Below are 15,038 nucleotides of genomic sequence, written 5' to 3'. Positions count from 1 at the left end.
CTTCTGGTGCCTGGTGCGCAGGTTGCTCCGAAGGCTCGGGCGCTGGTTCCTCCGGCTCCGGGAGCTCGCGGGGTAAATCCCACAAGGCGGGTAAACAACGAGGACGAGTCAAGTCGTATCCAGCGGATGAAGTGTCACACCTTGATCCGTCGGATCCTCAAAAATTCAAGAAGCGTCACACACTCCACCTGGAATGCATCTGCCGCATCCGGAATCTTAATTTTGCTCACTGAATTAGGAGCTGGCTTCTCATTGGACACGATGGTGTACCCGTACCGGGCGCCCGAAGCCACGAGCCACGAGTCAGCCGCGTTAAGGAAGGTCGTTGCAGCCGAATGATTGTACGTCGGGTGATTGTCGGCCCACTCCGTGACCTCCCGATAGGCATTGATTTCGTCAGCATCAGACTCGAGAACTTGATATGGCTGCACCTTGTTTAAGTACCACTGCAAACGTGGGTGCTTCCACCTTCGTAGCTCGGTGTCTACCTCATCGTGGAAAAACACATCGCTGGTGAAAAGAGTCCTTTCAAGCTCGCGCCAAAATGTTGGGAAGACATCCTCCGGATAAAGGTTTTCAGCAGTGCCCAGGAAGTTCGTATCAACCAAAAACAATGGTTATACAACCTCCTGGGTCGCCCAAGCGCTATTTTGAATCAATTTTCTAAGCGACTCGTACGAGGCAGCTCCAAGGTACCGTGCGGCATCTCTCTCGCCTACCTCTCCTGACTGGGCTGCCAGGGTAACCGTCTCGTAAAACCGTCCGCCCACACGAGACCGCACCAGAACATGGAACGCTGGACCACCCGTACTGCTAACCTTAGGGGCTTTCGCCTCTGTATTTGCGCGGACAAGTGCCAGTACCTTGCTGGCCGCTTCAGCATCGATGAGGCCGATCTCCCTTAACCTCCAAAGCACCGCCTCGCGGCTCATGCCAAACTCAGCTGCCAGCAATGCAATGTTTTCTAGGAGAGGTTTTCCCTTGACGTACCGTGGCGTCACTGACGCCTCGGGAGCGAGAAATGCTGATGCAAACGAGTTACACCAACGCTCGACTTTGTGGTGCTCGCTATGATTTGAAATACCGGCCTTCCCCAAAGCCACGTGCGCCAGTTCATGGGCAAGACTAAACAGCTGGGCTGTCTTTGCATCTCGAGTGTTAATGAACACCAGACAGTAAGTACCATTGATCAAGGTAAACCCCCGAAATTCATCAACGTCGAGGGGACGGCTCGTAGAGTTTCCGACAACGGAGTTCCGAGACACAAGCATTCCGGCATCCTCCATTTGGGTCACCAGGGCCCCGACCTTGTCTCGCCCTGAGATTGGGGAATCCGCGTCGATCCCCAGGGCAAGCCTGGTCCGATGCGCGGCTGCGCTCGGAGTGAGTTCCTCCTGAACGAGTCGGAGAATTTGAGGACCAGGAATCCCCACCTCTGCGGCGTACTCCGCATACCAAGCCAAACGACCCTCAGCTGAGTGAATCACCTCCTGGAGGTCAGGGCTCATCCCATCGAGTCGCTGATTTCCTACGGTACGAAAGTCTGGGACATCAGTCTTTTCACCCGTAGGTTCATCAAGAAGGAGGCGGCCAAACGGGATGTGAGCCTTCTCCGCCAGGGACTTCGCCTGCTTGAACGTGGGGGCAACGTCGCCTTTGCGCCAATCGTTGAGTTTAGGAAACTCATCGAGGAGCTTTTCTTCATTTAGGCCTGTACGTTGCAGTGCCCAGTCCAGAACATCTTTGTTAATTTCAATGCGCAGAGTCCCCATTATTGCCCTCCCTTCAATCTCGCTTTGGCACGTCAGTGGTCAACAGCTGGACTTAGTTTTGGCTGTCTCACATGAGTAAATTCAATCAAGAGCCAGAATATTCCAGTTCGTCCACGCTTTTCAATACCTATATCCGGCTGCTCGCCAAAATGAAAAATGCCATCTGCAAGCCGCTATTCGAAAGGCCTGCGTTCTAAGCTGTGTTTATTCAGCAGGTACTTCGAGCTCATCAGGGACCTCCGCGGACTCGGGCGCTGTGTTCTCCGACTCCGGGAGCTCGCGGAGCGAATCCCACATGACGGCGGGCCAGGAGCGCTCGTCGGGAAGCTCATCGGTGGTGATGGAGGGGCTGTGGGACATGCGCGGGTCGATGATGCGCCAGGCGGACTCCCCCTCCGCCATCACGCCCAGGCGACGGCGTGTCTCCTGCTCCACGTAAGCGGGGTCGTCGTACTTGGCGATGTCCTCTTCCAACTGCGCTTTCCTGCGCTCCAGCTGCTCGATGGAGGACTGCGCGCGGGCGATCTCGGCGCGGCCCTCGTAGTAGTTGCGCAGCGGGACCGCGATGGCGATGAGGACTGCGATCACGAGCGCGATGAGGATGGCCATGCTGGTGATGTCCTGCTGGAACAGCGCGGGCAGGCGGCGCTTCTTCATGCCAGCGGCAGCCTCTTCGGCGCGGCGGCGCTGCTCGCGCTCGCGCGAAGCCACCGGCACCCTTCGAGGTGCTTTGTTGCGCCCGCGTCTCCGGCCGGGCTCCTGCGTTACGCGTGAGGACATAGTGATTCGAAGTGTAGCCCTCCGGAGCGGGCGCGCGTGAAGGCGCGCGGGCGACTACGGCAGCTGGATGCCGTACCCAGAGAGGTCGATGCCCAGCCTCGGCGCGAGTGCCACACCGGCGCCCAGGGCGGCAAGGACGCCCAGGACCACTGCGACGGTGGTGCCCGCGGTAGTGCTGCCATCGTTGCCGGGGCCAGCGGCGGGCGTTTCCGGCGAAGCCGGCACCTCCGGCTCGGCCGCTTGCGCCTTGGCCAGCGCGACGGTGGCGCGCCGCAGCTCCTCCCGCGCGTCCTCCACGGCCTGCTTGCGCACGGAGAGTTCGACGCGTTCAGTTTCGGCGTCGATGTTGGCGTCGTTGACTGCGTCGGTGGCGTCGGCAAGAGCTTGCTCGTCAGCGGCGTCCGCGTCGAGCGCCTCGAGCTTGCGCTTTGCGACGTTGCGCGCCTCCACCTTCCAGTCCAGCGCCGCCTGCGCGGCGTCGACCTTGGCCTGCTGCGACTGGACCGCCTGCTTCGCCTCCGCGAGCGCAGTCTTCGCGTCGGTCACTGCCTGCTCGGCGGCGGTGAGTTGGGCGTCGTAGGCGGATGCAGCAGCATCAGGTGCGAGCGCCAGCATGACGGAGCCGGCCGCCGCGATGGCGAGGGCGCGCGCGGAGCGGGATGACACGGGGTGGCCTTTCTAGGTGTGCGGGGGATGACACACACAAGCCTAAGCGCCCGCCCTATTATCAGGGCAGCTGGATACCGAACTGGGAGAGGTCGATACCCAGTTGCGGGGCGAACGCGATCCCCGCGGCGAGGATTGCCAGCAGGCTGGCGACGACCGCGATGGCGGTCCCAGCCGTGCTGCTGCCCCCGGGCTCCGCGGGAGCGTGGGCCGTGGTGGTGGTCGTCTCAGCCGGCGTGGCCGCGGTGGTCGACTCGGTCGGTGTGGCCGCCGTGGTCGTCTCCGCCGGCGTCGCCGGGGTGGTCGTCTCGGTCGTCGCAGCCGCCGTGGACGTCTCGGCCGGCGTGGCTGCCGTAGTCGTCTCAGCCGGCGTGGCCGCGGTGGTAGTCGTCTCGGTCGGCGTCACGTCTTGCGACGTTGGTGTGGGTGCCGGTGCCGGCGGCTGCGGTTCCCGGGCGCGCACCTGCTCGAGGGCAGCGCGGGCGGATTCGACGGCGTCGCGCGCAGGGCCCTGCGCCTCCGAAAGCTCGGCGGCTGCTGCGCGTTCCGCCTTGAGGGTGGACTTGGCGTGGTCGAGGGTGACGGTGGCGTCGGCAAGCGATTGCTCGTACGGCTCGCGCGGGATCGCGCGCTTGCGCTCCAGCGCTGTGGATGCGGAGGTCAGGCGGGCCTTCGCGCTGACGACGTCGACGCCCGCGTCCACCTCGGCCTGATCCGCGTTCTGCCTCGCGGCGGTGGCGTCCTCGTGCGCGGCGTTCGCCTCGTCGAACTGGCCGGTGAGACGGTCGAGCTCCGCGGAAGCCGCAGACGCCTCCTCCGCGGCCTGGGTGGAGCGATGCTCCAGCGCGATGTACTGCTGGGTGAAGGACTCGATCGCCTCGGTATGGTCAACCGGTTCAACTGACGGATCCAGTCCTGCATCGGTGTACTCGGACTTGTCCAAGCCGTCGAGGATTAAATCGCCGTAATCTCGTTCGTCGCCGGGGTTGAACTCTGGGTTGGCCAGGGATTCTGCTCGCATGAGGTCGGTTGCGCCCGCGGGGAGGTAGAACGGCTCGCCGCTTTCCAACGCCTTGCGGGTCATGGCGTCAGTCCGGTAGAAGCTGTCGTCCGAATGAGTGTCCTCGATGAAGAACATCGTGGTGGCGAAGATTCCGCCCTTGCTGTCGGTCGCGATGCCCACACCCATGCGCTGCACATGCGGCGCAAGCATGTTGCGGTTGTGCCCAGGCGAGTGGCGCCACCTGTCAAAGAACATGTACGGGACCGACTCCCAAGTCTGGCGCGTCCACGTGTCGACCTCTTTGCCACGACCCGAGTTGTAATCAAAGATGATGTTCTCTCCGGAATGGCCCCACCCGTCCATATCCGAGTGGCGGAACGCGACGTCGAGATCGCCGGACTCGTCGTAGTCCTGCGCCATGACCTCGGACCAGGCCTCGGCTTGCTCCGTAAACACGGGGTGCACCGTCAGCGGGTGGAGGCCGTGGGCCTCGCGGTACTCGTTGATCATTTCCTCGATGGACTGGGAGGCCAGGCGCTTCCAGTCCTGGACGGAGTAATCCGAACCGGAAAAATCGCGACGCTCAAGGTCGTCGAGCTCCGCGCCGACGGAGTACAGCTGATCATCCGCCTCGTCGCTCGTGCGCTCGAGCTCCGCGACAACGTCCGCCTGCGCATCGCGCCGCTGTTCCGCCTCGGCGAGGCGCTTTGCCGCCTTGACCTCTGCGGCGGCTGCATCCTTGGCGGACTGGGCGGCTGCCGCTGCGGCGGCTTCCGCCGCGGCGAGCGCGTCCTTCGCCTCCTGTTCGGCCCGCTCCAGCGCGGTCGCGTCGAGGTTGGCCAGGTCGGCCTTCGCCTGCTCGTACCGTGTCGTGGCGGTGTCAAGGTCCGCCTGCGCCGCGTCGGCCTTCGCCTGCTGCGCCTCAGCGTCCGACTCCGCGGCGGTGCGCGCCTCCTCGGCGTCCGCCACGGCTTGCTCGGCGTCGGCGAGTTCCTGCTTCCAGGTGGCCAGGTCGGCCTGGTACTGGTCCGCAGGATCAGCGGTGGTGGCGATCGTAGCGCTGGCGGTGTCGGAGACGGTGGCGAGCGCCGCCGGCGCCGGGACGAGGGCAAGGGAAAGTGAGGTCGCCGCAGCAACGGCGACGAAAGTACGGGAATACACGGGAACGGCCTTTCTCAGCACGAAAACAATGCACGGGAAGTTGCATACACAACCCTATCCGCCCGTACACAGAACGCCCCAAGCATTACCCAAGAAAATTGGAAGAATATGCGGGCACGCCAAACCCCCTTGCACTCCGCGTTGGGCGGGGTGCAAGGGGGGCGTCGAAAAGCGCTTACTTCTTAAAGCGCGGGAACGCGGAGCGGCCGGCGTACACGGCGGCGTCGTCAAGCTCCTGCTCGATGCGCAGCAGCTGGTTGTACTTGGCAACGCGCTCGGAGCGGGCCGGGGCACCGGTCTTGATCTGGCCACAGCCCAGGGCGACGGCGAGATCCGCGATGGTGGTGTCCTCGGTCTCGCCGGAGCGGTGGGACATCATGGTGCGGTAGCCGTTGCGGTGCGCGAGATCGACCGCGTCGAAAGTCTCGGTGAGGGTACCGATCTGGTTCACCTTCACCAGCAGGGCGTTCGCAGCCTTCTCCTCGATACCGCGGGCGAGACGCTCCGGGTTGGTGACGAAGAAGTCGTCGCCGACGATCTGGACCTTGTCGCCGATCGCGGCGGTGAGCTTGGTGTAGCCCTCCCAGTCGTCCTCTTGCAGCGGATCCTCGATGGAGACGATCGGGTACTGCTCGATGAGCTCCTCGTAGACCTTCGCCATCTCCTCGGCGGAGTGCTCGCCACCCTCGAACTTGTACACGCCGTCCTCGAAGAACTCGGAGGATGCGACGTCGAGCGCCAGGGCGATGTCCTCGCCCGGCTTCAAGCCAGCCTTCTCAATGGCCTCAACGATAAGGTCGAGCGCAGCCTTGGTGGAGTCGACGGACGGGGCGAAGCCGCCCTCGTCGCCCAGGCCGGTGGACAGGCCCTTGGCCTTAATCACGGACTTCAGCGCGTGGTAGACCTCGGCGCCCATTCGCAGCGCCTCGGCGAAGGATTCGGCACCGATCGGGGCGATCATGAACTCCTGGACGTCCACGCCGGAGTCAGCGTGAGCGCCGCCGTTGACGATGTTCATCATCGGGACCGGCAGGACGTGCGCGTTCGGGCCGCCGATGTAGCGGTACAGCGGCAGACCAGCGGACTCAGCAGCGGCCTTCGCAGCGGCGATGGACACGCCCAGGATGGCGTTGGCGCCGAGGCGGGACTTGTTGTCGGTGCCGTCCAGGTCAATCATGGCCTTATCAATCAGGCGCTGGTCATCAGCATCGATGCCGGCCACAGCGTCAGCGATCTCCTCGTTGACGTTCTCCACGGCCTTCTGCACGCCCTTGCCGTTGTAACGGTCGCCGCCGTCACGCAGCTCGTGGGCCTCGTGCACACCCGTGGACGCGCCGGAGGGAACGCCAGCGACGCCGTTTGACATATCGTCGAGCAGCACCTCTGCCTCGACGGTGGGGTTGCCGCGGGAATCAAGAATCTCGCGGGCGAAGGCGTGGATAATGATAGCCATTGTGGCTCAACTCCTTGAGTGTGGACATTGAAGTTTCCGCCTCCCGATTCTTCCAGAGTTTTGCCGAGAATGCTCGCCCCGACGGGGAATCGGTAGCCCCGTTTGTGTTTGGATGTGCCCGGACGTGTGGCCTTAGCGGGGCGCCGACTGGTTCAGCGCGTAGTTCGCCGCGGCGTTGCGCACCTTGCGCACGTACTCGTTGGACTGGTTGTAGGCGTGCACCGCGTCGTACCATCCGTCCTCCGTGGCCAGATCGCGCCCGTTCGCGCACAGGAGGTTGGCGGTGCCGAGGGCGGCGTCGTCAATCTGCTGCGGATCCGGGTAACCGTCGCCGTTCGCGTCGCGCCCGTAGCGCTGCCACGACTCCGGGATAAACTGCATGGGCCCGAGCGCGCGGTCAAACGTCGTGTCGCCATCAAACTCGCCCCCGTCCGTGTCGTGAACCACCGCGAAGGATTCGCTGCCGTCGAGCTGGGGGCCGATTATCGACGGCACCGCCACCCCATCCTCACCCAACCGGGCAGAATCAAACGTGTGCCCCGTGTACGTGCCGTGGCGCGTCTCCACCCAGCCGATGCCGGCGAGCGTATTCCAGTTCAGGTGGCAGGCCGGCCACGCCTCCGCCGCGATGAGGGCCGCGTTGCCGTAGGCGCGCACCGCCTGCGCGTCGACGCCCGTCTGCTCCGCGATCGGGGCGGCCCACTCGGCGAGCTGGTCGGAGGTGCGGCCGGGGGCGTGGACGTCGATGAGCGGGGGCGCCTCGGCGGCCGCCGGGGGGATCGTGTCCGGGACCGGGGTGCGGGTCTGGCGCGGGATCGGCTGCCCCAGGAACGAGAGGACCCACGCCACCACGGAGATGGCCAGCACGACGGCGAGCGTCATGACGAGGAGGCCGACGCAGCCGCAGCCACGAGCGGCGCGACGGGCGTGAGTCGAATTTGCCATAGCTGCCGAGCATACCGGCCCCGCGGTGCCAGACAGGAACGGGCAGGCCGTGAGTCACATAAGTCACACGCGTCACTTGCGTAACGTGTAGGCTGTTGCGCGGACGGCCGAACGGCCCACGCCACGTACCCGAAAATTCTTGCTTCCCGGAAGGAACCCCCATGACCGCAATCGCTGCCCTGCGCCGCACCGCCCTCGCCGCCGCGGGCGTCCTCGTCGCCACGTCGCTCATCTCCCCCGCCACCGCCGGCGCCGACACCAACTACGTCGAGCTGGTCCGCGTCCTCAACGGCAACGTCAAGACGATGGACTGCAACGCCCTGCGCACCGTCGTCCGCGGCACCGGGCTTGCCGACGAAAACACCACCCGCTCCCAGTTCGTCGGCAACGTCAACAAGGCCGTCGGCGAGGACGCAGCCCTGCGCCTCGTCGCCGCCCCCACCGTGAACACGCTCGGCGACCGCGCCCTCGAGTGCGGCGTGGTCAAGCCGGACCAGGCCACCCCGCTCTCCCAGGCCATCGCGATGAGCTCGCAGATGTCCTCGCAGGCCGGCCTGCCGGAGATCCGCAACTTGCTGCCCGCCGTCGCCGCGCAGTAACCGCGGCTAGTCCGCCTCTCGGGCCTTGCCCTCCGCCCAGAGGCGGTCCTGCGTCGCCTGATCCACGATCCCCGTCGACCCGTCGAAGAAATACGGGGCCCGCGAGCGCATCTTCGCCACGAACGCCGCAGCGACGTCGCCGAAATCGAACGCGCCGCGCTCGTCGGCGATTTCGGCGTGGAAGAGGACTTGCAGGAGGACGTCGGCAAGCTCATGCTTCAACGCCTCATCACCCGCGCCCTGCTCGATCGCCTCCGCCAGCTCGGCTGATTCCTCGCGAAGAAACGGCAGCAGGCTCACGTGCGTCATCTGCCGCTCCCACTCGCCGCGGCGACGGGCGTCGTGCATGACGCGGCGGGCCTCCACGATCGGGTCCTCAAGCGACGGCACGCGCACGACGTCCTCGCCGGCCGCGGCGCGCTCGCGCACCTCGGGGTCGGCGGGATCCGTCGTGACCAGCCACGGCTCGCCCACCGTCGACGGCGCGCTCAGCGACCACCGCACCGACACCGGCACCTCCGCGGTGAACGCCAGCGGCCCAACCAGCCGCTGCACCACGTCCACCGGCACCATCTGCGGCCACCGAGCATCAAGCACCAACACAGTCATACCGCGCATTGTAGCGGCCACCCGGACATGCAAGGATGGACGCATGACAATCGCAGAAGCGCTTCACGACGCCACCCCAACCCCCGAGGACGTCGCCGCAGACTCCTCGACCTTCTCCCCCATCCGCTGGAAAACCGGGTGGCCGCACCACCTCCGCCGCGTCCCGCCGTTCCGCGACGACGCCACCGCGTCGCTGACCCGCCGCGACGTGTTCCTCTTCGCTCAGGACGTGGCCGACTCGGAGTACAACCGCGACCAAATCATTGACTTCCTCGGCGCTGCCTTCGCGTTCGCGGCCGGCCAGTCGAACCAGGTCATGCAGTTGCAGCAGTTCTTGCGCAACAAGCACAAGGCCAACCAGCTGCTGCAGGCGATCCGCAACATCGGCGGTAAGTCCGCGGTGGACGCCTACGCGTCGCTCGTTGAAACCGGGCTGGCGCCGAAGTTCGCGTCGCACGTGGCCTATTTCCTCGCCGGGCCGCAGGAGGCCGGCGACGAGAAGCCGGTGATCATCTGCTCCAAGCGCGCCGCCGGCGCCGGGCTGCCCAAGGACGCCGACTGGACCGCCGACGACTACGCCGAGTACCTCAGGGCGCTTCGCGAGGCCCGCGACGCCCACGACTCCTCCCTGCCGCTCGACGCGGTGGAGTACGCGCTGCGCAAGCACGCCGACGCCTAACACCCGCGCAATGCAGACGGCGCCCGTCCCCCAATGTTTCGGGGACGGGCGCCGTTTGTTTTTTGGGCGTTAGCTGCTCAGGCCGCTGATGCCGGTGAGGCCGAGGTTGCTGAACCTGTAGCCGAGCGCCAGAACGATGCCGACGACGGGCGAGAGCATCGCGACGGTCGGGTCCGTGGTGACCGTCTTCGGAAGCCCCTGGAATTCCGTGATCTTCTGGCCCTCGACCTCGCAGGACTGCATGCCGGCCTTCGCGTTGGAAAGGCAGAGGATGCGGTCGCCCTCGAACTTGCCAAGGACGCGGACGCCGTTGGTGCCGTAGTCGAAGAAGCGGGGGTCGCCGAAGCGGATGACGTCGTAGCTGCGCCACGTGGTGGCGTAGCCGGGGTCAGACGGGAACTCCTCTTCGGGGACGTAGTAGCCGCCGGTCCAGTCTTTGCCTTCGAAGGGCTCTTCTGCGGAGGCGGGGGCGGCGTTGATGACGGAAGTTGCGGACAGGGTCAGGACTGCGGAGAGGGCGGCGACGCGGGCCGCGCGGTGTTGTGTGCTCATACTCATTTAATCTACGGGTATGCGGCGCGCGTTACAGCTGTTCGGAAATTTTTGGCACGCCAAAGCGGCGCCGCCTCACCGGCGCGCCTTGGCGTGAGCGTTTACGGGGACGTCGGTGGCGGCTCCCCGTCCACCGCGGAGTAGGTGCGCCCCGTCGGTACGACGTGGCCGCCCGGGCTGATCCACACGATCCGCCCGGCACGTCGCTCCACCCGTCCGAACTGCGGCAATCCGTTGACTCCGTTGTGGAACGAGCACAGCCAGCACAGGTTCCCGGCGTGCGTCTCGCCGCCGTCGCGGTATTCGTGGATGTGGTGCGCCTGCGCCTTCGCGGCCGGCGCGCGGCAGTCCGGCCAGCAGCACCGGGCGCCGTCGGTGTCGATCATCCGCCGGTGCTTGTCGTGGGCAAACCGCGCCCGGTAGGTGTTCAGCGGCCCCTCCATCGGCGAGACAAGCGTGATGTAGCCGTTGCCCTGCAGCTTGCGCTCGAGCAGTTCCGCGCCCGTGAGCACGGCGCCGTTGGACATCTCGACCCGGATGTCGTCGCCGTCGCCGGTGAGGATCCGGACATAGTCGGTCACGGTGAGCACGACGTTGGCGACGGCCGTGGTTTCGGCGACGGGTTTGCGGCTGAGGAGCCAGGCGGTGGCGTCGAAAAGCGAATCGCTTTGCGCGTCGGCCTCCATCGAGTCGACGACGTCCTGGAGCTGCGCCGAGGGCCCGACGAAGGAGAGCCGCATCGTGCCGTCGGCGTAGCGCGCCACGCGGTAGCCGTGCGCGGGCGGCGGCGTGGGTGTGCGTTTGAGGGCTCGCGCTTGACGACGCACCTCCGCCCCGTCGCCAGACGTCGCGCACAACGCCTCGCGGAACCGCCAGCGCTCCGTGGGGTCGGTGATCGTGCGCGACGCCCGGGCGATGTACGCGAGCGTGTCCAGGCGGTGGCCGTTCTCCAGCGCCTTGTCGCGGCAGCGGCGCTGGTAGGCGCTGTGGGAGGTCGGGCCATAGAAGGTGGTGGCGACGGTGACAAACTGCTCGGCGCGATCCGCCTCCATACCGCGCGCGGTGAGCTCCGCGGCGGTCATGCCCGCGACGAGGCCCGCGAGCGCGATGGCGCGGCGGTCCAGGTCGATGAGCGCGTCGATGTCTGTCAAGGTGTCCATGCCGACCACACTATGGGCCCATCAGGGCAGGTCACAAGGGTTTGTGATTCTTCTCCGATTTTGCCGCCGCGAGGGAACCGAGGCGGCCTCCGCTGCGTCTAAAAGGGGTTAGGCGCGCGAGGCGCGGTCGTTGAGCTCGCGGCGCGCCTGCTCCAGCGCCACGAGGTCCGAGAACAGGGCGTTGTAGGCCTCCGGCTCCTCGGAGGGGCGCATGCGCTGGAGCTGGGACTTCAGCTGCGCAATCTGGTCGCCCACGCGCGTCTCCTGCAGGCGCGAAAGCACGGAGTCGACGTAGCGGTCCATGTCGTCGGCGTGGATCGGCTCGACGGCGAGCTCGGAGACGAAGTTGCGGCCGGCCAGGTCGCGCATCTCCGCGGCGACGGCGGCGAGGAAGTTTGCGCCGTGCTCGGTGGCGGAGGCGACGCCGCCCGCGCTGGCGATGGCCTCGCGGACCTGGCGGTAGGCGTCGTTGGTGAACGCGTCCGGGTTGATGCCCTCGAAGTAGGTGCCCGCCTTGTCCGGGTATTGCAGCGCGATCTTCAGCGCCTCGCGTTGCGGCCACAGGAGCGGGTCCTGCGGGTTCGGCGGTTGCAGGGCCGGGGGCTGGCCGGGGGCCGGTTCGGAGGCGGAGGGGGTGGGGCGGGGGCGTCGGTTGGGTTTCTGGGGGCGTCGAGAAGCACTCCGCACCTGGTCGAGCACCTCGTCCGGGTTGGGCCAGCCGACCCAGCCGGCGAGGCGGCGCGCGTACTCCTGCTGCAGGACGGTGTCCTTGATGGAGGCGACGACGGGGACGGTGCGGCGCAGCGCCTGCACGCGGCCCTCGGCGGAGTCGAGCGAGTAGTCGGCGAGCAGGGATTCGATGACGAACTCGAACATGGGCACGCGCTTGGCCACCAGGTCGCGCAGCGCCACGTCGCCGCGGGCCAGGCGCAGGTCGCACGGGTCCATCCCGTCCGGCGCGACGGAGACGAAAGACTGCCCCGTGAACTGCTGGTTGCCCTCGAAGGCGCGCATGGCCGCCTTCTGGCCGGCCTCGTCGCCGTCAAAGGTGTAGATGAGCTCGCCGCGGAAGTAGCTGTCGTCCAGCATGTGGCGGCGGATCGCGGAGAGGTGGTCCGCGCCGAACGCCGTGCCGCACGCCGCCACGGCCGTGGTCACGCCTGCCGCGTGCATGGCCATGACGTCCGTGTAGCCCTCCACGATCACGGTCTGGTGCCGCTCCGAGATGTCGCGCTTGGCCAGGTCCAGGCCGAATAGCACCTTCGACTTGTGGTACAGGAGCGTGTCCTGCGTGTTCATGTACTTGCCCATCGGGTCGTCGTCGAAGAGCTTGCGGGCGCCGAAGCCGATGGTGTTGCCGGCGGCGTCCTTGATCGGCCAGATGAGGCGGCGACGGAACTTGTCGATGGGTCCGCGGCGGCCCATGGAGGATATGCCGGCGTCGATAAGCTCTTGCACCTCGAAGCCGCGGCGGAGCAGGTGCTTGGTCAGGGTGTCCCAGCCGTCGGGCGCGTAGCCGCACTCGAAGCGGTAGATGAGCTCCTTGTCAAAGCCGCGCTCGAGCAGGAAACTGCGGCCCGGCTCGGCCTCCGGGGTCTCGAGCTGCTCGCGGTAGAACTCGTGCGCCGCCTTGTTCGCGGCCAGGAGGCGCTGGCGGGTGCCGGGCTTGACGTCGCGCGCGCCCGTGGATCCGCCCTGGTAGTTGATGTGGTAGCCGATCGTGTCCGCGACCGCTTCGACGGCCTCGGGGAACGTGAGCTGCTCCAGCTCCATGAGGAAGTTGAAGACGTCGCCGCCCTTGCCGGTGGAAAAGCAGTGGTAGTAGCCGCGAGCGGGGCGGACGTGGAAGCTCGGCGTCTTCTCGTCCTTGAACGGGCTGAGTCCCTTCAGCGAGTCGTGGCCCGCCGGTTTGAGCTGGACGTACTCGCCGACGATGTCCTCAATCGCCGCGCGCTCGCGGATCGCCTCAATGTCGCTTTCCGGAATCCTGCCCCTTGCCATGCGCCCAATCGTAGTGTGCAACAATGCGTGGCGTGAAAAAGCTTGTCGTCGCACTCGCGGGCGTGCTCAGCGCATGCTCGCTTATCGACGCCCCCGCGTCCCCCACCGTCCCAACCTGCGAAAACCTCCCGCAAGAGGCCCGCGAGACGATCTCGCTCGTGCAGCGTGGCGGGCCGTTCCCCTACCCCGACAACGACAACGCCCGCTTTGGCAACTACGAGGGCGTACTCCCCGATGAGGACTTGGGCTTCTACCGCGAGTTCACCGTGGACACGCCGGGTGTGTCGCACCGCGGCGCGCGGCGCATCATCACCGGAAGCCGCGACAACGACGGCGGCGCCGGCGACGAGACCCCCGAGGTGTGGTACTACACCGCCGACCACTACGAGAGCTTCTGCCAGGTGGAGGAGGTTCAAGATGTATAGGACAGGACACGGACGGAACCGAAACCCGGTGCTGCTCACCGCGCCGGTGCACACGGTCGCGGACGTTGCCGGGGCGATCTCCGTCGCGGTGTTCGGGCCCGAGCGCCCGGCGCCGCGCAACCTCGACGGCCTCGCCGACCTACTGCGCGAGGCGCGGCCGGCGCGCGTGGTCGCCTGCGACTGGCACCTGCCGGCGGATGAGACGCGCAAGGTCGCGGCCGTCTTCCGCGACAACCGCGTCGAGCTGGTGCGCTAGCTAGACCTGGATATTCGCGAGGTCCGAGAGGTCCGGGAACTCCGGCAGCGCGATGCCGAGCTGGGGACCCACCGCGGCCACGATCGCGAGCGACACGCCCAGCGCCGCGAGCAGGGAGAACACCACCACGCCTGCGGTCGCGCCTGCCGACGACGCCTCGCCCCGGTGCGGCTGCGAGCTGCCCGGCGCGGGCGCGCTCTGCACGGGATCCGCAGTGGGCAGGTCGACGTTAGCCAGCTTCGCGCTACCGGCACGCAGGTCGTGGCAGCGCAGCTCCGCCTGCTCGAGCGCTTGGTGGTAGGCCAGACGGTCGTTGAAGTACTTGCCGGTGGCGTCGTTTTGCAGCACGTACGCCAGCGAATCCGCCTTGTCCTTGGCCAGCCCGGGGAACGCGGCCTGGAGCTGCTGCGTCAGCGAGCGCCCGTTTTCGCGGTCCCCCGCAGTGGTGGTGGCCGTGTTATCGGCGGCGTTGACGGCGCCCAGGCCCGCGACCGCCTCGGCGGTCGGGCCGAACGGGACGTCGGCGGCGGACTCGGACCCGCGCACCTCCAGGTAGTGCTCCGCCAGGCTGCGGGGCATGACCTTCTGCAGGAGGTCGAGGTCGTTGTAGGCGCTAGCCTCGGGGTAGACGTCCTCGATGGCGCGGACCCACGTGCCGGCGATCCGCTTGCCGCCCAGGTCCTTTTCCTCGCTCTTGAAGGAGTCGGCGTAGGCGCGCTCGGCGGCGGTCATCGTGAGCGTGCAGGACGCCTCGCCCTTGGGCGCGAGCTCCGCGGCCGTGGCGTGCGGGGCGACAAGGGCTGCGGCGGCGAGGGCCGCGGCGGAGAAGGCGGGGAGGTATGAAGTGCGCATGGTGCGTGTCCTTTCTGTGAGCCGTCTACTTGTTGTATCGGGAGTTGCGGTAGGAGCGTAACGGTGGCTGTGGCCAAGTTGCATGTTCCAGGGACGGTTTTAAGGTGTGAGATATTACATTTGTA

The 15,038-nt window shown here is 66.6% G+C and carries 16 protein-coding genes; 4 read left to right on the top strand and 12 right to left on the bottom strand.

Features of this window, described 5'->3' with window-relative positions; translation table 11 throughout:
* Positions 1-134: 134 nt before the first annotated feature.
* The 7 genes from CKJ84_RS07970 to CKJ84_RS07940 all read right to left on the bottom strand — a co-directional run bounded on the left by CKJ84_RS07970 (position 135) and on the right by CKJ84_RS07940 (position 7,780).
* A complete protein-coding gene (locus CKJ84_RS07970) occupies positions 135-608 on the bottom strand; it encodes a DUF4411 family protein (RefSeq protein ID WP_233125603.1) in 474 nt (157 codons plus the stop codon).
* A 9-nt stretch (positions 609-617) separates the two neighbouring features.
* Positions 618-1,772: an ImmA/IrrE family metallo-endopeptidase gene (locus tag CKJ84_RS07965; RefSeq protein WP_095546557.1), complete on the bottom strand. Its 1,155-nt coding sequence runs from the start codon at positions 1,770-1,772 to the stop codon at positions 618-620.
* A gap of 204 nt (positions 1,773-1,976) precedes the next feature.
* Positions 1,977-2,483 carry a septum formation initiator family protein gene (locus CKJ84_RS07960; protein WP_233125601.1) on the bottom strand — a complete coding sequence of 169 codons (507 nt, stop codon included), beginning with the start codon at positions 2,481-2,483 and terminating at the stop codon, positions 1,977-1,979.
* A 123-nt stretch (positions 2,484-2,606) separates the two neighbouring features.
* Complete coding sequence (locus CKJ84_RS07955) at positions 2,607-3,218, bottom strand: hypothetical protein (protein WP_095546555.1); 612 nt, start codon at positions 3,216-3,218, stop codon at positions 2,607-2,609.
* A 61-nt stretch (positions 3,219-3,279) separates the two neighbouring features.
* The gene (locus CKJ84_RS07950) at positions 3,280-5,382 is read right to left on the bottom strand and encodes a CAP domain-containing protein (RefSeq protein ID WP_095546554.1); all 2,103 of its coding nucleotides are present in this window, start codon (positions 5,380-5,382) and stop codon (positions 3,280-3,282) included.
* A gap of 175 nt (positions 5,383-5,557) precedes the next feature.
* A complete protein-coding gene (gene eno / locus CKJ84_RS07945; protein ID WP_095546553.1) occupies positions 5,558-6,835 on the bottom strand; it encodes a phosphopyruvate hydratase in 1,278 nt (425 codons plus the stop codon).
* A gap of 132 nt (positions 6,836-6,967) precedes the next feature.
* Positions 6,968-7,780, bottom strand: coding sequence for a lytic transglycosylase domain-containing protein (locus CKJ84_RS07940; protein WP_233125600.1), 813 nt, complete (start codon positions 7,778-7,780; stop codon positions 6,968-6,970).
* A 161-nt stretch (positions 7,781-7,941) separates the two neighbouring features.
* Here CKJ84_RS07940 and CKJ84_RS07935 point away from each other — a divergent pair, with 161 nt between their 5' ends.
* Positions 7,942-8,379 carry a hypothetical protein gene (locus CKJ84_RS07935; protein ID WP_233125598.1) on the top strand — a complete coding sequence of 146 codons (438 nt, stop codon included), beginning with the start codon at positions 7,942-7,944 and terminating at the stop codon, positions 8,377-8,379.
* Between the two features lie 6 nt (positions 8,380-8,385).
* Here CKJ84_RS07935 and CKJ84_RS07930 read toward each other — a convergent pair whose 3' ends face one another.
* The gene (locus CKJ84_RS07930) at positions 8,386-8,988 is read right to left on the bottom strand and encodes a MazG nucleotide pyrophosphohydrolase domain-containing protein (protein WP_095546551.1); all 603 of its coding nucleotides are present in this window, start codon (positions 8,986-8,988) and stop codon (positions 8,386-8,388) included.
* Positions 8,989-9,031: 43 nt separating this feature from the next.
* On the opposite strand from CKJ84_RS07930, the gene CKJ84_RS07925 reads away from it, so the two are divergent.
* Positions 9,032-9,667, top strand: a complete 636-nt coding sequence (locus tag CKJ84_RS07925) for a hypothetical protein (RefSeq protein ID WP_095546550.1) — start codon at positions 9,032-9,034, stop codon at positions 9,665-9,667.
* Between the two features lie 69 nt (positions 9,668-9,736).
* Here CKJ84_RS07925 and CKJ84_RS07920 read toward each other — a convergent pair whose 3' ends face one another.
* The 3 genes from CKJ84_RS07920 to dnaG all read right to left on the bottom strand — a co-directional run bounded on the left by CKJ84_RS07920 (position 9,737) and on the right by dnaG (position 13,380).
* Positions 9,737-10,219, bottom strand: a complete 483-nt coding sequence (locus CKJ84_RS07920; protein ID WP_095546549.1) for a hypothetical protein — start codon at positions 10,217-10,219, stop codon at positions 9,737-9,739.
* A 101-nt stretch (positions 10,220-10,320) separates the two neighbouring features.
* The gene (locus CKJ84_RS07915; RefSeq protein ID WP_095546548.1) at positions 10,321-11,379 is read right to left on the bottom strand and encodes an HNH endonuclease signature motif containing protein; all 1,059 of its coding nucleotides are present in this window, start codon (positions 11,377-11,379) and stop codon (positions 10,321-10,323) included.
* 108 nt (positions 11,380-11,487) lie between these two features.
* Positions 11,488-13,380 carry a DNA primase gene (gene dnaG, locus CKJ84_RS07910; RefSeq protein WP_095546547.1) on the bottom strand — a complete coding sequence of 631 codons (1,893 nt, stop codon included), beginning with the start codon at positions 13,378-13,380 and terminating at the stop codon, positions 11,488-11,490.
* A 23-nt stretch (positions 13,381-13,403) separates the two neighbouring features.
* Between dnaG and CKJ84_RS07905 the strand changes: the two genes are divergently transcribed.
* Positions 13,404-13,805 carry a ribonuclease domain-containing protein gene (locus CKJ84_RS07905; protein ID WP_095546546.1) on the top strand — a complete coding sequence of 134 codons (402 nt, stop codon included), beginning with the start codon at positions 13,404-13,406 and terminating at the stop codon, positions 13,803-13,805.
* Positions 13,798-14,061, top strand: coding sequence for a hypothetical protein (locus tag CKJ84_RS07900; protein ID WP_095535455.1), 264 nt, complete (start codon positions 13,798-13,800; stop codon positions 14,059-14,061). The genes CKJ84_RS07905 and CKJ84_RS07900 overlap by 8 nt, the downstream gene beginning before the upstream one ends.
* On the opposite strand, the gene CKJ84_RS07895 is transcribed toward CKJ84_RS07900, so the two are convergent.
* Positions 14,062-14,913 (bottom strand): hypothetical protein, encoded by an 852-nt coding sequence (locus tag CKJ84_RS07895; RefSeq protein ID WP_095546545.1) that lies wholly within the window; start codon positions 14,911-14,913, stop codon positions 14,062-14,064.
* Between the last annotated feature and the right edge of the window lie 125 nt (positions 14,914-15,038).

This window comes from Corynebacterium sp. NML 120412 (assembly GCF_002285155.1).
Lineage (GTDB): Bacteria > Actinomycetota > Actinomycetes > Mycobacteriales > Mycobacteriaceae > Corynebacterium > Corynebacterium gottingense.
This window is presented reverse-complemented; position numbering and strand designations above follow the sequence as displayed.